General features: G+C 73.6%; 19 protein-coding genes and 1 tRNA gene. 8 read left to right on the top strand and 12 right to left on the bottom strand.

All coding sequences use genetic code 11. The features are described 5' to 3' along the window. Positions 1–9 precede the first annotated feature (9 nt). The 5 genes from V1L54_RS08700 to V1L54_RS08680 are packed head-to-tail and all read right to left on the bottom strand — an operon-like array spanning position 10 to position 5,945. The gene (locus V1L54_RS08700; RefSeq protein ID WP_330117329.1) at positions 10–1,473 is read right to left on the bottom strand and encodes a peptidoglycan D,D-transpeptidase FtsI family protein; all 1,464 of its coding nucleotides are present in this window, start codon (positions 1,471–1,473) and stop codon (positions 10–12) included. After that, the gene (locus tag V1L54_RS08695; protein WP_330117328.1) at positions 1,470–2,873 is read right to left on the bottom strand and encodes an FtsW/RodA/SpoVE family cell cycle protein; all 1,404 of its coding nucleotides are present in this window, start codon (positions 2,871–2,873) and stop codon (positions 1,470–1,472) included. The genes V1L54_RS08700 and V1L54_RS08695 overlap by 4 nt, the downstream gene beginning before the upstream one ends. Positions 2,874–2,886: 13 nt before the next feature. Further along, complete coding sequence (locus tag V1L54_RS08690; protein ID WP_330117327.1) at positions 2,887–4,572, bottom strand: Stp1/IreP family PP2C-type Ser/Thr phosphatase; 1,686 nt, start codon at positions 4,570–4,572, stop codon at positions 2,887–2,889. 25 nt (positions 4,573–4,597) lie between these two features. After that, positions 4,598–5,098 (bottom strand): FHA domain-containing protein FhaB/FipA, encoded by a 501-nt coding sequence (locus tag V1L54_RS08685; RefSeq protein ID WP_330117326.1) that lies wholly within the window; start codon positions 5,096–5,098, stop codon positions 4,598–4,600. A gap of 10 nt (positions 5,099–5,108) precedes the next feature. After that, positions 5,109–5,945, bottom strand: a complete 837-nt coding sequence (locus tag V1L54_RS08680; protein ID WP_330117325.1) for an FHA domain-containing protein — start codon at positions 5,943–5,945, stop codon at positions 5,109–5,111. Between the two features lie 316 nt (positions 5,946–6,261). Between V1L54_RS08680 and V1L54_RS08675 the strand changes: the two genes are divergently transcribed. The 4 genes from V1L54_RS08675 to V1L54_RS08660 all read left to right on the top strand — a co-directional run bounded on the left by V1L54_RS08675 (position 6,262) and on the right by V1L54_RS08660 (position 9,447). Further along, a tRNA-Leu gene (locus V1L54_RS08675) sits at positions 6,262–6,345 on the top strand. Between the two features lie 250 nt (positions 6,346–6,595). Next, positions 6,596–7,987 (top strand): DUF2252 domain-containing protein, encoded by a 1,392-nt coding sequence (locus tag V1L54_RS08670; protein WP_330117324.1) that lies wholly within the window; start codon positions 6,596–6,598, stop codon positions 7,985–7,987. Positions 7,988–8,176: 189 nt separating this feature from the next. Continuing rightward, positions 8,177–9,067 (top strand): hypothetical protein, encoded by an 891-nt coding sequence (locus tag V1L54_RS08665; RefSeq protein WP_330117323.1) that lies wholly within the window; start codon positions 8,177–8,179, stop codon positions 9,065–9,067. A 38-nt stretch (positions 9,068–9,105) separates the two neighbouring features. After that, on the top strand, positions 9,106–9,447 hold the full coding sequence (locus V1L54_RS08660; RefSeq protein ID WP_330117522.1) for a rhodanese-like domain-containing protein: 342 nt from the start codon (positions 9,106–9,108) through the stop codon (positions 9,445–9,447). Between the two features lie 206 nt (positions 9,448–9,653). On the opposite strand, the gene V1L54_RS08655 is transcribed toward V1L54_RS08660, so the two are convergent. The 5 genes from V1L54_RS08655 to paaA are packed head-to-tail and all read right to left on the bottom strand — an operon-like array spanning position 9,654 to position 13,363. Then, positions 9,654–10,745: a 2Fe-2S iron-sulfur cluster-binding protein gene (locus V1L54_RS08655; protein WP_330117322.1), complete on the bottom strand. Its 1,092-nt coding sequence runs from the start codon at positions 10,743–10,745 to the stop codon at positions 9,654–9,656. Beyond that, positions 10,742–11,278, bottom strand: coding sequence for a 1,2-phenylacetyl-CoA epoxidase subunit PaaD (paaD, locus tag V1L54_RS08650; RefSeq protein WP_443076560.1), 537 nt, complete (start codon positions 11,276–11,278; stop codon positions 10,742–10,744). The genes V1L54_RS08655 and paaD overlap by 4 nt, the downstream gene beginning before the upstream one ends. After that, positions 11,272–12,036 carry a 1,2-phenylacetyl-CoA epoxidase subunit PaaC gene (gene paaC / locus V1L54_RS08645; RefSeq protein WP_330117320.1) on the bottom strand — a complete coding sequence of 255 codons (765 nt, stop codon included), beginning with the start codon at positions 12,034–12,036 and terminating at the stop codon, positions 11,272–11,274. Before paaC ends, paaD begins: the two co-directional genes overlap by 7 nt. Continuing rightward, positions 12,033–12,347 (bottom strand): 1,2-phenylacetyl-CoA epoxidase subunit PaaB, encoded by a 315-nt coding sequence (paaB, locus tag V1L54_RS08640; protein WP_330117319.1) that lies wholly within the window; start codon positions 12,345–12,347, stop codon positions 12,033–12,035. The genes paaC and paaB overlap by 4 nt, the downstream gene beginning before the upstream one ends. Further along, positions 12,344–13,363 carry a 1,2-phenylacetyl-CoA epoxidase subunit PaaA gene (paaA, locus tag V1L54_RS08635; protein WP_330117318.1) on the bottom strand — a complete coding sequence of 340 codons (1,020 nt, stop codon included), beginning with the start codon at positions 13,361–13,363 and terminating at the stop codon, positions 12,344–12,346. The genes paaB and paaA overlap by 4 nt, the downstream gene beginning before the upstream one ends. A 224-nt stretch (positions 13,364–13,587) precedes the next feature. On the opposite strand from paaA, the gene V1L54_RS08630 reads away from it, so the two are divergent. From V1L54_RS08630 to V1L54_RS08620, 3 genes are read left to right on the top strand one after another with little or no spacing between them, the layout of a single operon-like run. Beyond that, positions 13,588–14,289: a DUF5819 family protein gene (locus V1L54_RS08630; protein ID WP_330117317.1), complete on the top strand. Its 702-nt coding sequence runs from the start codon at positions 13,588–13,590 to the stop codon at positions 14,287–14,289. Then, positions 14,289–15,779, top strand: a complete 1,491-nt coding sequence (locus V1L54_RS08625) for an HTTM domain-containing protein (RefSeq protein WP_443076545.1) — start codon at positions 14,289–14,291, stop codon at positions 15,777–15,779. Before V1L54_RS08630 ends, V1L54_RS08625 begins: the two co-directional genes overlap by 1 nt. Further along, positions 15,776–16,453: a TrmH family RNA methyltransferase gene (locus tag V1L54_RS08620; RefSeq protein ID WP_330117316.1), complete on the top strand. Its 678-nt coding sequence runs from the start codon at positions 15,776–15,778 to the stop codon at positions 16,451–16,453. The genes V1L54_RS08625 and V1L54_RS08620 overlap by 4 nt, the downstream gene beginning before the upstream one ends. An 11-nt stretch (positions 16,454–16,464) precedes the next feature. Here the strand turns inward: V1L54_RS08620 and V1L54_RS08615 are convergent, their stop codons facing one another. Next, on the bottom strand, positions 16,465–17,421 hold the full coding sequence (locus V1L54_RS08615) for a pyridoxamine 5'-phosphate oxidase family protein (protein ID WP_330117315.1): 957 nt from the start codon (positions 17,419–17,421) through the stop codon (positions 16,465–16,467). Positions 17,422–17,468: 47 nt separating this feature from the next. After that, positions 17,469–17,933 carry a VOC family protein gene (locus V1L54_RS08610; protein WP_330117314.1) on the bottom strand — a complete coding sequence of 155 codons (465 nt, stop codon included), beginning with the start codon at positions 17,931–17,933 and terminating at the stop codon, positions 17,469–17,471. Positions 17,934–18,061: 128 nt separating this feature from the next. Between V1L54_RS08610 and V1L54_RS08605 the strand changes: the two genes are divergently transcribed. Further along, on the top strand, positions 18,062–18,607 hold the full coding sequence (locus V1L54_RS08605; protein WP_330117313.1) for a CGNR zinc finger domain-containing protein: 546 nt from the start codon (positions 18,062–18,064) through the stop codon (positions 18,605–18,607). The last annotated feature ends 28 nt before the right edge of the window (positions 18,608–18,635 follow it).

Raw genomic sequence — 18,635 nt, 5'->3', positions numbered from 1 at the left:
GTCCGCCGGTCACCTCCCGCCTTCGAGCGCGGCCTCCATCATGGCCTTCGCCACCGGGGCGGCCAGCCTGCTGCCCGCGATGTCGTCACGGAGGACGTCGGCGCTCTCGACGACGACCGCGACCGCGACCGGCGAGGAGCCGTCGTCGGTCTTGGCGTAGGAGATGAACCAGGCGTACGGGTTCTCCTCGTTGTTCTCGCCGTGCTGCGCGGTGCCGGTCTTGCCGCCGACTGTGACGCCGTCGATCTGCGCGGTGGTTCCGGTGCCCTTCTCGACGACCGTCTCCATCATCTCCTGGAGCTTCTGGGCGTTCTCCGCCGAGACCGCCTCGCCCAGTTCCTTGGGCTTGTGCTCCTCGACGACGTTGAGGCTCGGCGCGACGAGCCGGTCCATCATGTACGGCTCCATCAGCTTGCCGTCGTTGGCGACGGCGGCGGCGACCATGGCCATCTGGAGCGGGGTGGCGCGGTTGGACGCCTGGCCGATGCCGGCCATGGCGTTCTGCGGCCGGTTGTCCTCGGGGTAGACCGACTCCACGGCGCGGACCGGGACGAAGTGCTCCTGGTTGAAGCCGAACTTCTCGGAGTACTCGATCATCTCCTCGTTGCCGATCTCGTCGCTGATCTTGGCGAAGACGGTGTTGCAGGACCACTGCAGGGCCACCCGCAGGGAGGCGTCCTCACAGGGGTGGTTGCCGTCGTTGGGCAGGTCGGTGGTGGACTGCGGCAGCCGGTACGGGTCCGGGCTGTCGGTCCTCTCGTCGATGTCGTACAGGCCGCTCTCCAGTGCCGCGGCGGCCGTGACGACCTTGAACGTCGAGCCGGGCGGGTAGGTCTGCCGCAGCGCCCGGTTGAGCATCGGCTCGTCCTCGTTGTTCTCCTTCTGCAGGGCCCCCCAGGCCTTCTCGTCCTTGGCGGAGTTCCCGGCGAAGGTGGACGGGTCGTAGGACGGCTTGCTGATCAGGCCGAGGATGGCGCCGGTCTCCGGGTCGAGGGCGACGGCCGCGCCCTTCTTGTCGCCCATGGCCTCGAAGCCGGCCTTCTGGACCTCGGCGTTCAGCGTCGTGACGACGTTGCCGCCCTTCTGGTCCTTGCCGGTGAGCATGTCGATGGTGCGGTTGAAGAACAGCCGGTCGTCGTCGCCGGTGAGGATGCCGTCGTAGATGGACTCCAGCTGGGTGGCGCCGTACGCCTGGGAGGCGTAGCCGGTGACCGGCGCCCACATCTCGCCGTTCTTGTAGGTCCGCTTGTACTTGAAGTCGGTGCCCTCGGTCTCGGCGGAGCCGGTGATGGCCTTGCCGTCGACGATGATGTTGCCGCGCGGCTGGCCGTAGCGCTCGATGGCCACCCGGCGGTTCTTCGGGTCGTTCTTCAGCTCCTCGCCCTGGGCGAACTGGACCCAGTTGCCCCGGATCATCAGGGCGACCATGAGCAGTCCGCAGAAGATGGCGATACGGCGCAGGGGCTTGTTCATGATCGGACCACCTGGGTCATCTCGGCATCGGGGGAGGGCGCGGGAGCGGGCGCGGGCCGCCGGGCGGTGTCGCTGATCTTCAGCAGGATCGCGACGAGTGCCCAGTTGGCGATGACCGACGAACCGCCCTGCGCCATGAAGGGCATGGTCATACCGGTCAGCGGGATGAGGGCCATGACACCGCCCGCCACCACGAAGACCTGGATGGCGAAGGCCGCGGACAGGCCGACGGCCAGCAGCTTGCCGAACGGGTCGCGGGCGGCCAGCGCGGTGCGGATGCCCCGCTCGACGAGCAGGCCGTACAGCAGGATGATCGCCATGACCCCGGTCAGGCCCAGCTCCTCGCCGACGGTGGCGAAGATGTAGTCGCTCTTGGCGGCGAAGCCGATCAGGTCGGAGTGGCCCTGGCCCAGTCCGGCCCCGAGCATGCCGCCGGAGCCGAAGGCCCACAGGGCGGCGGCGGGCTGGTTGACGTTGCCGGTCTCGCGGACGACGTGGAAGGGGTCCAGCCAGTCCTGGACGCGGCTCTGCACATGCGGCTCGAAGCTGGCCACGGCCACCGCGCCCACGGCGGCCAGGGTGAGGCCGAACAGGATCCAGCTGGTCCGCTCGGTGGCCACGTACAGCATGACGACGAAGAGGCCGAAGAACAGCAGCGAGGTGCCCAGGTCGGTCTCGAAGACGAGGATGAGGACGCTCAGGCCCCAGATCGCCAGGATCGGGCCGAGGTCGCGGCCGCGCGGCAGGTAGATCCCCATGAAGCGGCGGCTGGCCAGAGCCAGGGCGTCTCTCTTGACCATCAGGTAGCCGGCGAAGAACACCGCGATGATGATCTTCGCGAACTCGCCGGGCTGGAGGGACATGCCGCCGATGCTGATCCAGATCTTGGCGCCGTTCCTGGCCGGGAAGAACATCGGCAGGATCAGCAGGACCAGCGCGACGACCATGGAGATGTAGGTGTAGCGCTGCAGGATGCGGTGGTCCTTGAGGAACACCAGCACACCCAGGAAGAGCGCTATCCCCAGCGCGGACCACATCAGCTGGTTGGGCGCGGCGGCCCCCTCGCCGCGCAGGGCGAGTCTCTCGGACTGGTCGAGCCGCCAGATGAGGACCAGGCCCAGCCCGTTGAGGAGGGTCGCTACGGGCAGCATCAGCGGGTCGGCGTACGGCGCGAACCTGCGCACCACCAGGTGGGCGACGCCCGCGAGCAGGCCGATGCCGAGGCCGTAGCCGAGCATCCCGGCGGGCATCTCGCCGTCGATGGCCAGGCCCACGTTGGCGTAGGCGAACACCGGGATGAGCACGGCGAAGACGAGCATCACCAGCTCGGTGTTGCGGCGGCTGGGCAGCCCTCCCGGAGAGATGGTCGTGTTGCTGCCGGTGGTGTGACTGGTGCTCATGGAGTGCGGCCCCCTATGGCGTGGTGCACTGCTTGGCGAGCTTCTGCTGTTCCTCCGGAAGGGTGGGGCCGGGGGTCGGAGCGGTGGAGCTCTGGGTGCTGTCGCTGGCGTGGATGACATGACCGGTACGGGCGGTGCCGTCGGCCGGGGTGCCCGAGGACCGGACGGCGGAGGACTGAACGGCGGCGGAGGACGGGGAGTTCCCGGCCTCCTCGCCCGCTCCGGCGCCGCCCTCCCGGACGGAGCCGTCCCGCCCGGCGTCTCCCGGTGCGGCGTCCTGGGCCTCCTGGGACTCCTCGGCGCGTTCCCGTTCCTGCCGCTGCTGGGCGACGAGCCTGCAGACCTCGGCCTGCTCCGCCAGCCTCGCCAGCCGGGCCTCGGCCTGTTCGAGGCTGTCCATGGAGATCCCGGCCCGCACCTCGTTGCGCTGGTAGGCCGGGAGGTACTTGAGTTCGACCGGGGAACGCTCCTCGACCTCGCTCAGCTCGATCCAGCCGAGCTTCTGGCTGATGCCGCGGTAGATCGCGACCCGGTCGCCCTCGGCCCCGACGTAGTACTGCGTCTGGACCCAGCGCCAGCCGCCGTACAGGCCGCCGCCGATCAGGCCGAGGACCAGCACGAGGTACAGGGACCGTCTGAACCACTTCCAGCCCCCGCGGGGCTTGCCGAGGTCGCCCTGGGCGTACGCGTCGAAGGACCCGTCGTGCGGCGTGCTCCCGTGGCTCCCGCTGCCGGGCGGGCCGAACCCCCCGGCGGAGCCCTCGGGCGACTGCTGCTGGGGCACCGGGCCGTGGCCGCCGCGGCCGAGCTCGGCCGCGCGGGCGGCCGGGGTCTGGAGGGTGCCGGGGTCGCCGAGCTGGTGCTGGTTCTCGGCGACGGCGCCCACGATGACCGGGGTGTCGTTGAGCTGCCCGGCGAGGGTGTCACCGCCCTCGACGTCGAGGACGTCGGCGACGATGCAGGTGATGTTGTCCGGCCCGCCGCCGCGCAGGGCGAGCTGGATCAGCTCCTGCACCGTCTCCTGCGGCCCCTGGTAGCCGGCGAGGGTCTCCTCCATCGTCTGGTGGCTGACGACACCGGACAGGCCGTCGGAGCACAGCAGGTAGCGGTCCCCGGCCCGCACCTCGCGGATGGACAGGTCGGGCTCGACGCGGTCGCCGCTGCCCAGCGCGCGCATCAGCAGGGAGCGCTGCGGGTGGGTGGTGGCCTCCTCCTCGGTGATCCGGCCCTCGTCCACCAGCCGCTGCACCCAGGTGTGGTCCTGGGTGATCTGGCTGAGCCGGCCGTCGCGCAGCAGGTACGCGCGGGAGTCGCCGACGTGCACCAGGCCGAGCCGCCGGCCGGTCCACAGCAGGGCGGTGAGGGTGGTGCCCATGCCCTCGAGCTGGGAGTCCTCCTCGACCATGACGCGCAGCTGCTCGTTGGCGCGCTGCACGGCGCTGCCCAGCGAGGTGAGCAGGTCGGAGCCGGGGACGTCGTCGTCGAGCTGGACGAGGATGGAGATCACCTCGGAGCTGGCGACCTCGCCGGCGGCCTGGCCGCCCATGCCGTCGGCGACGGCCAGCAGCCGGGGACCGGCGTAACCGGAGTCCTCGTTGCCCTCGCGGATCATGCCTTTGTGCGATCCGGCGGCGAAACGCAGTGCCAGGCTCATGCGCACCTCGCCCGTCGGCTCCGGGTACATCCGCACGGTGCCCACCCTCCGGTCGTCATGGTCGCGTTCACTACTTCCGCAGCTCGATGACCGTCTTGCCGATGCGGATCGGCGCGCCGGGCGGGATCGGCGTCGGTGTGGTCAGCCGGGTCCGGTCGAGGTACGTGCCGTTGGTGGAGCCGAGGTCCTCGACGATCCACTGGCCGTCGCGGTCCGGGTAGATCCGGGCGTGGCGGCTGGAGGCGTAGTCGTCGTCCAGCACGATCGTCGAGTCGTGGGCCCGGCCGAGGGTGATGGTCTGCCCCTGCAGGGCCACGGTGGTGCCGGTGAGGGAGCCCTCGGACACCACGAGTTTGGTCGGGGCGCCCCGGCGCCGGCCGCCCCCGCGGGCCGCCTGCGGCGGTGCCTGGCGGGGCTGCGGCGGGCGCTGGGCCTCGTTGCGCCGGGCCGCGCGCTGGGTCACCCGGGTGCCGAAGAGGTCGCTCCTGATGACCTGCACGGTCACGATGACGAACAGCCACAGTACGGCGAGAAAACCCAGCCGCATGACCGTCAGGGTCAGCTCTGACATTGCCCCCGCTTCACCCTTCGGCTTGCCGGTAAATGATCGTGGTGCTGCCCACGACGATGCGCGAGCCGTCGCGGAGCGTAGCGCGCGTGGTGTGCTGTCCGTCCACCACGATGCCGTTGGTGGAGCCCAGATCCTGGACCGTGGCCGGGTTTCCGGACCGGATCTCGCAGTGCCGCCGGGAGACGCCGGGGTCGTCGATCCGCACGTCGGTCTCGGTGGAGCGGCCCAGCACCATGGTGGGACGGGAGATCTGGTGGCGGGTGCCGTTGATCTCGATCCACTGGCGGGCGCGGCCGGCCGGCGGCGGGGCGGCGCCGGCCGGGGCGCCGGGCGTCCCCGGGGGCGGCGCGGGCGGCACGGGGGGCACACCGCCGGGACGCTGGGGCGGATATCCGTAGCCGCCGGGGGCAGCACCGGGAGAGCCGCCGTACGGGGGCTGCTGGGTCAGCGGCTGGGGCTGGGGCTGGGAGGTGCTGGCGGCCAGGGTGCGGCTGCGGACCCGGTACAGGCCGGTGTCGAGGTCGCCCGCCTGCTCCAGATGGACCTTGACCGACCCCATGAAGGTGTAGCGCTGCTGCTTGGCGTACTCGCGCACCATGCCGGCCAGCTCGTCGCCGAGCTGGCCGGAGTAGGGGCTGAGCCGCTCGAAGTCCGGGGTGCTGAGCTCGACGATGAAGTCGTTCGGCACGACGGTGCGCTCGCGGTTCCAGATGGTCGCGTTGTTGTCGCACTCCCGCTGGAGGGCGCCCGCGATCTCCACGGGCTGCACCTCGGACTTGAACACCTTGGCGAAGGTGCCGTTGACGAGACCCTCGAGACGCTGCTCGAAGCGCTTCATTACTCCCACGGTGCACCTCCTTCCCCGATGCCCTCGGCTCTAGCGTGCTGGGCGCACACGGCGTGTCGCCTCCGATACTGCTTACTGATCGTATCCACGCGCGAGGAAAACGGCTGGTTCCCCACCTGGGTCCGACGCGTGTGGTGTCACCCCTCACACGGATCGTAGAGGTGCCTGGGGACCAGTGTCCCAAACCGAGGGTGGTCGATACGGGTGTGAGACCACCCCGGGCAGCGTGCTAATCTTCAGATGTCGCCAGGCGCTCCCGGCGGCCCGGACGGAAGCGGTCCGGGGAGTGTGGGAGAATCGAAGCGGCAACACCCATGCGCGGGTGGCGGAATAGGCAGACGCGCTGGATTCAGGTTCCAGTGCCCGAAAGGGCGTGGGGGTTCAACTCCCCCCTCGCGCACAGAGAGAACGCCGGGCGGGTCTCTCGCGGTGATGAAGATCACTGCGGGAGACCCGCCCGGTTCTGTGTGGTCCGCCGGTTCAGCCGGCCCGCGCGGGCGCGGGGTTCACGGGTTTCACCTGTGGGGAGCGGCGCGGATGTGACGCGGCCGCCGCGCGGGGCCTGACGTGCGCAGCGGTAGGCGGGTACCTTCCTGTGGTGATCCGTCGGCGCTGCCGGGCGCGGGACAGTACGCAGGGGGGTGGGTGCCGTGGCCGAGCGGCTGCTGAGGGTGCCGGGCTTCGCGGACCGGTGGAGCGAGGTGTCGCCCAAGGCTGCGGGCCGGGCCCTGCGGGACGCGGTGCCCAGGCGGGCGCACGCGGACTTCGCCGAGGCGTCGGGCCGCCCGGACGCGGTGGCCGCCGTCGAGGAGTCCAACCGGGGCCGGATCGGCGAACTGGTCCCGATCCGGGTCGGGCGGATGGCCGCCACCCCCTTCGCCTTCCTGCGCGGCTCGGCCGGGCTGATGGCGCACGACCTGGCGCACGGCACGCCCGCCACCGGGATCGGCGCGCAGCTCTGCGGGGACGCGCACGCCGCGAACTTCGGCCTCTACGGCGACGCCCGCGGCGGGCTGATCATCGACCTCAACGACTTCGACGAGACCGCGCACGGCCCCTGGGAGTGGGACCTCAAGCGGCTGGCGGCCTCCCTGGTGCTGGCCGGCCGCGAGACCGGGGCGGCCGAGGACGTCTGCCGGGCGGCGGCGTACGACGCGGCCGGGGCGTACCGGCGCACCGTGCGGCTGCTGGCGAGGATGTCCGCGGCGGACGCCTGGAACGCCGTGGCCGACGAGGAGCTCGTCTCGCACGCCGACGCCCACGACCTGCTGGGCACCCTGCGGCGGGTCTCCGACAAGGCGCGGCGCAACACCAGCGCCCGCTTCGCGGCCAGGTCCACCCGGGAGACCGGGGACGGCGGCCGGGCCTTCGTGGACGCCCCGCCGGTGCTGCGCCGGGCGACCGACGCGGAGGCGGCGGCCGTGGCCGCCTCGCTGGCGGAGTACCTGGACACCCTGCCCGAGGACCGCCGTCCGCTGCTGGCCCGGTACGCGATCCACGACGTGGCGTTCCGCGTCGTCGGCACCGGCAGCGTGGGCACCCGCTCGTACGTGGTGCTGCTCCTGGACCACCGGGGCAAGCCCCTGGTCCTCCAGGTGAAGGAGGCCCGGCCTTCGGTGCTGCGCCCGCACGCGGCGGCGGCCGGGTTCGCCGAGCCGGAGCCGGTGCACGAGGGGCGCCGGGTGGTGCTGGGGCAGCTGCGGATGCAGGTGGTCTCCGACACCCTGCTGGGCTGGACGACCGTCGAGGGCCGCCCCTACCAGGTGCGGCAGTTCCGCAACCGCAAGGGCAGCGTGGACCCGGCGGCGCTGGCCCCCGACGAGCTCGACGACTACGGGCGGATGACCGGCGCCCTGCTGGCCCGCGCGCACGCGCACAGCGCCGATCCGCGCGTCCTGGCGGGCTACTGCGGCAAGTCGGAGGAGCTGGAGGAGGCGGTGGCCGCCTTCGCCGTGGCGTACGCGGACCGCACCGAGAAGGACCACGCGGAGCTGGTGGCCGCGGTGCGCGCCGGACGGCTGGCGGCCGAGCACGGCGTGTGAGGCACGGGGGCCGGGTGCGGGGCCGGGGGGTGACGGCACCGGGCTCCGGCGCCGTAGGGTGGCCGGGTGAAGCACGCCTCCCGGATGCCTCCCAGCGGGCGTCCGCGGGGTGCTGCCCGCCGTACCGGAGCCCCGGCCGGGGCGCGGTGGACCGGCGCGTACGCGTAACCAGAGGCCGCGAGGAAGCCCGTGAAACCGGAAGCCCAGCAGACCCAGGCCACCCAGGAGGAGGGCGTCGAACGTCTTGAGCGCGCCGTCCGCTCGGCCGAGACCGCGCTGATCGAGTTCGAGATCGCCGTGGAGACCTTCCGGGTGGAGGTGGAGAACTTCTCCCGGCTGCACGAGCAGCGGCTCGGCCCGCTGTACGGCCGGATCGAGGAACTGGACGTCCTGATCGCGGAGGCGACGGCCGCGCGCACCGGCGACCCCGAGCACGCGCGCCGGGCGCGGGAGGCGCGGGCCGCCCTGCTGCCGATGCCCGCCGTGGAGGAGCTTTACCAGGGCTGGATGGACTCCGACGGGCTGCCCCCGGAGGCCACCGCGATGCTCACCGGGCAGCGGGTGCGGCCGCCGGAGCGGGTGCGGCCCAGCGAGCGGGTCCGGCGCCTGTACCGCGATCTGGTCCGCACCGCGCACCCCGACCTGACGCGGGACGAGGCCGAGCGCGAGCGGCGCGAGGAGTTCATGGTCCGGGTCAACCGGGCGTACGCCGACGGGGACGAGGCGCAGCTCGGGGAGCTGGCCGCGGAGTGGGCGGCGGGCCCGCCCGACCCGGCGGAGCGTGCGGTGCTGCGCGGCGAGGAGCTGTACGCGCGGCTGGAGTGGCTGGCGCGCCGCAAGGAGCTGCTGGCCCGCCACGCCGCGGAGCTGGAGGAGAGCGCGATAGGCGCCATGCTCAGACTGGCCCACGACGACCCGGACGGGCTGCTGGCGGAGATCGCCGAGGGGCTGCGTGCGAGGATCGCCGAGAAGGAGGCCCGGCTCGCGGAGCTGACCGGACAGCCGGACGGGACGGGCGGGCCGGACGGGAGCGCCGCCGGGGAGCCGCCGGAGCGGACGGCAAGCGACGGGCGCGGGTGAACGAGTGCGAGTGAACGCGAATGAAGGGGCGTGACCCGATGCCGTACGGCCGGATTCCGGAGGTGGACGCCGCGGCGGTGCCGTCCGACGCGCTGCTGCTCGACGTCCGGGAGGACGACGAGTGGGTGGCCGGGCACGCGGAGGGCGCCGTACACGTTCCGATGAGCGCCTTCGTGGCGCGGTTCGGCGAGGTGGCGGAGCGGGCCGCGGACCGGAAGGTGTACGTGGTCTGCCGGGTCGGCGGCCGGTCCGCGCAGGTCACCCAGTACCTGCTGGGGCAGGGGATCGACGCGGTGAACGTCGACGGCGGCATGCTGGCCTGGGCGGCGGCCGGACGGCCGCTGGTGGCCGACGGGCGGGAGCCGGCCCAGGTGGTGTGACGCCTCCGGCGCGGCGTGCGTGCGGTACGTCCGGCGTGCGCGGTGCGCCTCGGGCTCCCGCCCTGCCGCGGCCGGCCCCGGGCTTCCCCGGGTGGCCCGGTCGCTCGCCGGAACGGGCGGGCCGTTCGCGGGGTCGGCTCACCGGGGTGCCGGGCGTCCGCCGGGGCCGTGGTCCCCACCGGCGCCCAGGGCGGCCCGGCCGCTCCTCAGGAGTCGAAGTCCACCTCGACGGCCCCGGTCACCGGGTGCGACTGGCAGGCCAGCACATAACCGGCCGAGACCTCCTCCGGCTCCAGGGCGAAGTGGCGGTCCATCCGCACCTCGCCGGAGACCAGCCTCGCCCGGCAGGTGCCGCACACCCCGCCCCGGCAGGCGTAGGGGGCGTCGGGGCGGTGGCGCAGCACGGTCTCCAGGAGCGTCTCGCCGGCCCCGGCGGTCCAGCTGCCCCGCCGGCCGCCGAGCACCGCGGTGAGCTCCGTGCCGCCGGGCGCGTCGTGAGCGGGAGCGGCCTGCCGGGCGTCCGTGCCGTCCGTCGGCTCGTCCACATGGAAGATCTCCTGGTGGACCGCGGTGGCGGGTACGCCGAGCGCGGCCAGGGCGCGCTCGGCGGCGCGCACCAGTCCGAGCGGCCCGCACAGGAACCAGCCGGACACGTCCGCCACCGGCAGCAGGGCGGGCAGCAGCGCGGCCAGCCGGCCGGCGTCGGGCCGCCCGGCGGGCGGGCCCGTCCGCCGCTCCTCGCGGGAGAGGAGGTGCACGAGCTGGAAGCGGTCCGGATGGCGGTCCTTCAGCTCGGCGGCCTCGTCCAGGAACATCGCCGACGCCGCCGTGCGGTCGCAGCGCACCAGGTGGAACCGGGCGTCCGGCCGCTCGGCGAGCAGGGTGGCGGCCATGGACAGCACCGGGGTGATCCCGCTGCCGCCGGTGACCGCCGCGAAGCGTCCGGGGCGCGGGCGCAGGGTGAAGCGTCCGGTGGGCGGCGACACCTCCACGGTGTCCCCGGCGGCCAGCTCCTTGACCGCGTAGGCGGAGAACGCGCCGCCCGCCACCAGCCGGACGCCGATCCGCAGCACCGGCGCGGCGGGCGGCGGTACGGCCGGGGCGCAGACCGAGTACGTACGGCGCACCTCCGCGCCGCCCGTACCGCCCGCGCCGTCGGCGGTGCGCCGCAGGGTGACGTGCTGGCCGGGAGTGTGGCGGAAGACCTCGTACAGCCCGGGCGGCACCTCGAAGGTCACGGCCACCGCGTCCTCCGCCACCGGTTCGACCGCGCGGACCCGGAGCGGATGGAACCTCACGTCAGCTCCTTGAAGTGGTCGAACGGCTCCCGGCAGGCGGTGCAGCGGCGCAGCGCCTTGCAGGCGGTGGAGGAGAAGCGGCTGAGCAGGACGGTGTCGGTGGAGCCGCAGTGCGGGCAGCGGACGGCCAGGTCCACCGCGACCGGGCCCCCGGAGCCCCCGGAGCCGTCGGCGCCCCGGCCCGGCCGGGGCGGGGCGATCCCGGCGGCGGCCAGCTTGCGGCGGCCCTCGGCGGTGATCGCGTCCGTCGTCCAGGGCGGCGCCAGGACGGTGCGGACGGTCACCTCGGCCACCCCGTGCGCGCGCAGTGCCCGCTCCACGTCGGCCGCCATGGTCTCCATCGCCGGGCAGCCGGTGTAGGTGGGGGTCAGCTCGACCTCCACCCGGCCCTCCCCCGTCACCCGCAGCCCGCGCAGCACCCCCAGCTCGGCCAGGGACAGCACCGGCAGCTCCGGATCCGGGACGGCGCCCGCGACCTCGTACAGCCCGGCTTCCCGCTCCCGGGCGCCGGCCGGGGTGTGCCCGGTCACCAGGAGGCTCCCAGGTGGCTGCGGTGCAGATGCTGCATCTCGGCGAGCATCCGCCCGAACGGTTCGGTGTGCACGCCCTGCCGTCCGGCGCCGGCGGCCCAGGCCAGGCCCTGCGGCCCTTCGGGCGGGGCGAGCCCGGCGCGCTCCAGCACGGCGGTGACGCGCCGCGTCCACTCCGCGCGCAGCTCCTCCCGGTCGACCGGGCCCGCCAGGTCCGCGGTCAGACCGGGCACCGGCTGGAACAGCTCGCCGGTGTACCGCCACAGGGCGTCCAGCGCGCGGCGCATCCGCGCGCGGCTGAGCTCGGTGCCGTCGCCCAGGCGCAGCGTCCAGTGCTCGGCGTGGTCGCGGTGGTAGGCCGTCTCCTTGACCGCCTTGGCGGCCAGCGCGCCCAGCCCGTCCGGGGCGCCGGAGTCCGCGGCCAGCCGCTCGTACAGCAGCTCCTGCCAGACGGAGAAGTACAGCTGGCGGGCGATGGTGTGCGCGAAGTCGCCGTTGGGCTGCTCCACCAGCTGGACGTTGGTGAACTCCCGCTCCTCGCGCAGGTACGCCAGCTCGTCCTCGGTGCGCTCCCCGCCGCCCGCGATCGTCAGCAGCACGCGGGCCTGGCCGAGCAGGTCCAGCGCGATGTTGGCGAGGGCGACCTCCTCCTCCAGCGCGGGCGCGTGCCCGGTCCACTCGGCGAGCCGGTGGGAGAGGACCAGGGCGTCGTCGCCGAGGGCCAGCGCGGCGGTTCGGGGGTCCGTCCGGGGCGCGCTCACAGGTGCTCCACCCCCTCCGGGACCGTGTAGAAGGTGGGATGGCGGTACGGCTTGTCGGCGGCGGGGGCGAAGAACGGGTCCTTCTCGTCGGGCGAGGAGGCGGTGACCGCCGCCGAGGGCACCACCCAGATCGAGACGCCCTCCGAGCGCCGGGTGTACAGGTCGCGCGCGTTGCGCAGGGCCAGCTCGGCGTCGGGGGCGTGCAGGCTGCCGGCATGGGTGTGGGACAGGCCGCGCCGGTCGCGTACGAAGACCTCCCACAGGGGCCACTCGGCGCCGTCCGTACCGCCGCCCGTACCGCCGGTGCTCATGCCGTCCCGCCTTCCGCCGCACGGTCGCTGTCGCGGTCGCCCGCGTGCCTGCGGGCGTACGCCGCCGCGGCCTCGCGCACCCAGGCGCCCTCCTCGTGGGCCCGGCGCCGCCGCCCCAGCCGCTGCTCGTTGCAGGGACCCTCGCCGCGCAGCACCCGGTGGAACTCGTCCCAGTCGATCGGGCCGAAGTCGTGGTGCCCGCGCTCCTCGTTCCAGCGCAGCTCCGGGTCGGGCAGGGTCAGGCCGAGGGAGGCGGCCTGGGGGACGCAGATGTCCACGAAGCGCTGGCGCAGCTCGTCGTTGGAGTGCCGCTTGACCTTCCAGGCCATCGAGCGGGCGGAGTGCGTGGACTCGCCGTCGGGCGGCCCGAACATCATCAGCGACGGCCACCACCAGCGGTCCACGGCGTCCTGGGCCATCGCGTGCTGGGCCGGTGTGCCGCGGCTGAGCGCGAGCAGCAGCTCGTACCCCTGGCGCTGGTGGAAGGACTCCTCCTTGCAGATCCGGACCATGGCGCGGGCGTACGGCCCGTAGGAGCAGCGGCACAGCGGCACCTGGTTGGTGATCGCGGCGCCGTCCACCAACCAGCCGATGGCACCGACGTCGGCCCAGGTGAGAGTGGGGTAGTTGAAGATCGAGGAGTACTTCTGGCGGCCGGAGTGCAGTTTGTCGAGCAGCTCCTCGCGGCTGACGCCGAGGGTCTCGGCGGCGCCGTAGAGATACAGCCCGTGCCCGGCCTCGTCCTGCACCTTGGCCAGCAGGATCGCCTTGCGGCGCAGGGAGGGCGCCCGGGTGATCCAGCCGGCCTCCGGCTGCATGCCGATGATCTCGGAGTGGGCGTGCTGGGCGATCTGGCGGATCAGCGTGGCGCGGTAGGCGTCGGGCATCCAGTCGCGCGGCTCGATCCGCTCGTCGGCGGCGACGGCCGCCTCGAAGGCCCGCTCGTACGCCGCGGCGTCCCTGCCGTCTCTGCCGTTCCCGCCGCCCCGCTCCGCTTCCGGCAGCAGCGTCGTCATGTCCGGCTCCCTCGTTCCGTGTGCCTGCGGTGCCCTGGACGTGAACCTACCGACCGGTCGTTCGGTTCAATGGTGGTCGAGCGGTCCCCAAGGTGTCAAGGCTGTGGCTAGTCTCGTAGGGCCGCCCACGGGGGCGCGGCCGGCCGGTGCTGGGGCGCGGGGACCGCGAACGGACAGACCACACGCGGGGCGCCGGACACGCGGACATTCGGATCGGGGAGGGCATGGAGCCAGCAGCACAGCCGCGCCGGGGGGACCGGGAGCCCCCGGAGGGCCGGGAGGACGCGTCCCGGCAGGGGGTGATGGCGCTGCCGCCGCCGGCCAGGATCGCCGTCGCGATCGCGCTGGGGGCCGTCGGCGTGTTCGTCGCCGTCCATCTGGTGATGGTCTTCCTGCACGTCGCGCCGTCGAACACGCTCAGCAGACAGCACGGCGAGGTGGTGGAGGAGTACGTCTACCCGGAGTTCGAGCAGAACTGGAAGCTGTTCGCGCCCAACCCCCTCCAGCAGAACGTCGCCGTCCACGCGCGGGCCGAGGTGCGCAAGCCGGACGGCGCCACCGAGACGACCGGCTGGGTGGACCTGACGGCCATGGACGTCGAGGAGATCCGCGGCAACCCCGTCCCCAGCCACACCGCCCAGAACGAACTCCGCCGGGCCTGGGACTTCTTCACCGGCTCGCACGACGACCAGCACCAGCCCAACGGGGTGCGCGGCGAGCTCTCCGAGGAGTACCTGAAGCGGATCGTGATGCTGCGGTTCGGACCGGAGCTCAACGGCGGCGAGGTCACCCGCGTCCAGGTGCGGTCGGCGACGACCCCGGTCGCGCCACCGCCCTGGAGCGACGAGAACACCAGCACCGAGACCACCTACCGGGAACTGCCCTGGTGGCCGGTCGACCGCACGGACGTCCCGGGGGGCGAGTGATGCAGCAGGCCGAAACCGACCGGGACCGGACCGGCCGGTCCTCCCCCGAGCCGTCCACCGAGTCGTCCCCCGATCGGTCCGCGGAGTCGTCCGCCGAGCCGCTCCGGACCGTGCTGCGGCGGTCCGCCGAGGCGGCCGACCGGGCGATGGTCGGCGGCATCGTGAAGATCACCGCCCGGCCGCTGGGCCCGTACCAGACCGCGGTCGTCCGCATCGGGTTCGCCTTCACCTGGCTGGCCTACCTGCTGTTCGAGTGGTCCAACCGGCACGAGCTGTACGGTCCGGACGGCCCGTGGAGCTGGGAGCTGGGCCGCCGGCTGCTCGAGACCAACAACGCCTTCACGGCGCTGATGTGGTCCGACAGCACCGTCTGGTTCGAGATCGTCTACGCCGTCGCGGTGCTCTCCAGCGCCGCCCTGCTGGTCGGCTGGCGCACCCGGACCATGTCGGTCCTGTTCATGCTCGGGGTGCTGTCGCTGCAGAACCGCAGCGTCTTCATGGGCGACGGCGGCGACAACGTCATCCATCTGATGGCGATCTACCTGGTGTTCACCCGCTGCGGCCAGGTCTGGTCCCTCGACGCCCGCCGCCGCGCCCGGCGGCCGGAGGCGGGGCCGGACGGCCCGGGCGGCGACCCGGTCGGTGTGGCGCTGTGGTCGGTGCTGGGCGCCGTCCTGCTGGGGATCACCGTGCGCGGCGAGCTCGACTGGTTCGGCGGGACCGGCCCGGTGCCCTTCCTCGGCTGGGCGACCGTGCTGTGGGCGCTGTGGCTGGCGCACGCGCTGTGGTGGGCCGTGCGGCCCCGGCCCGCCGCGTCCGACGCGGCCGGTGCGGACCCGTCCGAAGCGGCGGACACCGGGTCGGCGGACACCGCCGGCCCGGCACCGGAGGAGGAGGACCGCCCGAGCGGCCGGGACCGCCGTACGGACGCCCGCCGCTTCCTGGACGTCCTCACCAACGTGGTCCACAACGCCGCCCTGCTGGTGATCATGGTCGAGGTCTGCTTCGTCTACGCGACCGCGGGCTGGTACAAGATCCAGGGATCGCGCTGGCAGGACGGCACCGCCCTCCACTACCCCCTGAACCTGGACTACTTCACCCCCTGGCCCGCCCTCTCCGAGGCGCTGGGCTCCAACGGGGTGCTGGTCATGCTGATCACCTACGGCACGGTGATCGTCCAGGTCGCCTTCCCCTTCACCCTCTTCAACCGCCGGGTGAAGAACGTGCTGCTCGCCGTGATGATGCTGGAGCACGCCTCCATCGCCGTCGTCCTGGGGCTGCCGTTCTTCTCGCTCGCCATGATCGCCGCCGACGCCGTCTTCCTGCCGACGGCCTTCCTGGTGTGGCTGGGCGCCCGGACGGCGCGGAACACCCGGCGGCTGCGGCGCCTCCCGCGCCGGGGGGAACGGGACGGGGCGGCCGGGGAGCCCGCCGGGCCGGACGGCGGCACCGGATCCGGCGCGGACACCCCGCGTACCCTCGTGGGGTGAGCGAGGGCGAGACACGGGACCCGGCGCCGGAACCGGAACCGGAAGCGTTGCAGTACGACGAGGGCCACGGTCCGGGGGTGGGGGTCGGCCCCCACCCCCGGCCGTGGCCGGACGACGAGCGGTACGACCCGGAGCTGCTGGCGGGCGGCGACCGGCGCAACGTCGTCGACCGCTACCGCTACTGGCGGCGCGAGGCGATCGTCGCCGACCTCGACACCCGGCGGCACGACTTCCACGTCGCGGTCGAGAACTGGACCCACGACTTCAACATCGGCAGCGTCGTCCGCACCGCCAACGCCTTCCTCGCCGCGAAGGTCCACATCGTCGGCAGGCGCCGCTGGAACCGGCGCGGTGCGATGGTCACCGACCGCTACCAGCACATCGTCCACCACCCGGACGTGGCCGCCCTCGCCGACTGGGCCCGCGCCGAGGGGCTGCCGATCGTCGGCATCGACAACCTCCCCGGTGCCGTCCCGCTGGAGACCACCGGGCTGCCGCGCCGCTGTGTGCTGCTCTTCGGGCAGGAGGGGCCGGGACTGACCGGGGACGCCTGGAAGTACGCCGAGAAGGTCTGCTCCATCGCCCAGTTCGGCTCCACCCGCTCCATCAACGCGGGCGCGGCGGCGGCCATCGCCATGCACACCTGGATACGGACGCACGCCGCGCCCGGCTGACCCGGGACGGCTCAGCGGGCGGGCGGGTTGGCCGGGGAGGACTCCGGGGCGCTCCAGCACGGCCCGTCGCCGTACGGGACCTCGACCACGCCGGTGACGGTGAAGTCCACCATCCGCAGCGCGCCGGGCACGGCCGCCGCGCGGCCGGCGGACCAGTCCACCCGGGCCTCGCCGGTGAGCTGGAGGAAACCGCCGGTGGACCAGTCGGGGAAGAGCAGTCCGGCCGCCGGACGCTGCGCCAGGTTGCCCAGCGTCATGTACATCGAGTTGCCGGCGTACTCCGGCCAGCACAGCCGGTCCGGGCCCGGCACCCGGACGAAGCCCGGCTCGCCGCCCCGGTGCGAGGCGTCGGCCGAGCCGTCCGCCGCCGCCGTGGCGACGAAGAAGGTGTCGGCCTCCGTCACCAGCCGCCGCTGCCGCTCGTCGAGCGCGTCGCCGCGGACGGGGGGCGGGCCGCCGCCCGGCACCGGGGCGCGCTCCCCGGTGACGGTGCGGCGCTGGATGTACTTCGGGCAGTTCGAGTAGACCTGCTCGGTGGTGACCAGCAGGCCCGCGCCGTCCGGGCGCGCGGTGCCGTTGAACCGCATCCGGCGGCGGGTGGCCGGTTCGACGGCGATGGCGCCGACCCGTACCGGCCCGGTGGCCAGCGGCTCCGCCAGCGGATCGCCGGGGCGCGGCCGGGTCCGGAGGGCGACGGCCTGCTCGCCGGCGGCCCGTACGAATCCGGGCGGGCCGGTCAGCGCGGTCGCCCACACCCGGCCCCCGGTGTCCGCCGCGCCCAGGACGACCATGCGGCGCTCGGCCAGGAAGGCCGCCGCGACGGGCGGAACCGTGGCGCGGACGCTCCGGCCCGCGTGGTCGGCCGCCTCGGTGGCGCCCGCCCGCCGCTGTACGGCGCGTTCGCCCGGATGGTAGACGGCCGCCCCCGTGCCGGGTGCCGTGCTGCCGGGTGCCGTGCCGGTCGTCATGGTGTCTCCCTGCTGTCTGCTGTCCGTCGGGCCGGTGTCCGCTGGTCTCAGAAGAAGCCGCAGGTGGGTGCGGTGCCGTGGGGCGCGGGCGCGGTGCCGGCGCCGTCGGGCGAGTAGATCTCCAGCCGGATGCCGTCCGGGTCGGTGAAGAAGATCCCGCCGGACGCGGCGCCCTCGCCGTGCGGCACGACCCCGTCGTGGGCGAAGTCGGCGCCCAGTTCCCGCAGGGCGGTCTCGGCGGCCCGTACCTCCTCGGCCGTCTCCACTTGGAACGACAGGTGGTGCAGGCCCGGCCGGGCCGTCTCGAAGCGGCCCGCGCTCTGCTGCCAGAGGGTGACCACGAGCTGCCCGTCACGGGCGAGGAAGGCCCAGCGGCGGTCGCCGTCGCGGCCCTCGTGGGCCAGCTCGAAGCCGAAGATCCGCTGGTAGAAGGCGCGGGACCGGTCCAGGTCGGTGACGTTCAGACCGATGTGGCCGGTGCGCAGCGAGGCCGGTGCGGTGGTGGTCGACATACGGGTCCCCTCTTCCCGGGTGGGTCCGGCCGATCCGGACTAACCCTTGAATTGGACAGTAAGGGTTAGAGAGAGAAGGAGTCAACCGTTACAAGTGGCCATAAGGGTTAGAAGGCTAGGATGGGGGCATGCCCAGTGCCGACCCCCGTCCCCTGATCGGCGAACCGCTCTCGCTGGACCTGCTGAACACCCGCTGGCGGGAGGGCGCCGCCGAGCGGGACCTGCTCACCGGCACCGGCGGACTGGCCGTCTGGCTGGAGTCGGCGGGACTGGCCGCCCGCTGCACGGCCGACGAGGAGACGCTCGCCGCCGTACGCCAGGCCCGCGAGGCGCTGGCGGCGGCCGTCACCGACCCCGCCGAGCCCTCCGGGGAGGCGCGGGCCGCGCTCAACGACGTCCTGGCACACGGAAGGGTCCGCCGGGTGCTCTCACCCGGCGGACCCCGTGACGAGGTGGAGACCGACCGGCCCGCCCGGCTGGCCGCCTGGCTGGCCGCCGACGACTACCTGCGGCTGCTGCGGACGGACCCGACCCGGATCCGCGCCTGCGCGCACCCGGACTGCGTCCTGCACTTCTTCGACACCTCGCAGAACCGCCGCCGCCGCTGGTGCTCGATGGCGGCCTGCGGCAACCGGGCCAAGGCCACCCGGCACTACGCCCGCACCCGGAAGTGAGCGGGCCGCCGCTCCGGACCCCGGCCCC

Source organism: Streptomyces rubellus (genome assembly GCF_036323805.1).
Classification (GTDB): domain Bacteria; phylum Actinomycetota; class Actinomycetes; order Streptomycetales; family Streptomycetaceae; genus Streptomyces.
The sequence above is the reverse complement of the archived record's forward strand: the minus strand, read 5'-3'. Positions and strand labels throughout refer to the sequence as shown.

Excerpts from the sequence above, each read along its gene's own strand:
- V1L54_RS08625 (WP_443076545.1), top strand. The coding sequence starts at position 14,289 with ATGCAGCAGGCCGAAACCGACCGGGACCGGACCGGCCGGTCCTCCCCC.
- V1L54_RS08695 (WP_330117328.1), bottom strand. The coding sequence starts at position 2,873 with ATGAGCACCAGTCACACCACCGGCAGCAACACGACCATCTCTCCGGGA.
- V1L54_RS08685 (WP_330117326.1), bottom strand. The coding sequence starts at position 5,098 with ATGTCAGAGCTGACCCTGACGGTCATGCGGCTGGGTTTTCTCGCCGTA.
- paaA (WP_330117318.1), bottom strand. The coding sequence starts at position 13,363 with ATGACGACGCTGCTGCCGGAAGCGGAGCGGGGCGGCGGGAACGGCAGA.
- V1L54_RS08700 (WP_330117329.1), bottom strand. The coding sequence starts at position 1,473 with ATGAACAAGCCCCTGCGCCGTATCGCCATCTTCTGCGGACTGCTCATG.
- V1L54_RS08660 (WP_330117522.1), top strand. The coding sequence starts at position 9,106 with ATGCCGTACGGCCGGATTCCGGAGGTGGACGCCGCGGCGGTGCCGTCC.
- V1L54_RS08610 (WP_330117314.1), bottom strand. The coding sequence starts at position 17,933 with ATGTCGACCACCACCGCACCGGCCTCGCTGCGCACCGGCCACATCGGT.
- V1L54_RS08615 (WP_330117315.1), bottom strand. The coding sequence starts at position 17,421 with ATGACGACCGGCACGGCACCCGGCAGCACGGCACCCGGCACGGGGGCG.
- V1L54_RS08605 (WP_330117313.1), top strand. The coding sequence starts at position 18,062 with ATGCCCAGTGCCGACCCCCGTCCCCTGATCGGCGAACCGCTCTCGCTG.
- V1L54_RS08630 (WP_330117317.1), top strand. The coding sequence starts at position 13,588 with ATGGAGCCAGCAGCACAGCCGCGCCGGGGGGACCGGGAGCCCCCGGAG.
- paaB (WP_330117319.1), bottom strand. The coding sequence starts at position 12,347 with ATGAGCACCGGCGGTACGGGCGGCGGTACGGACGGCGCCGAGTGGCCC.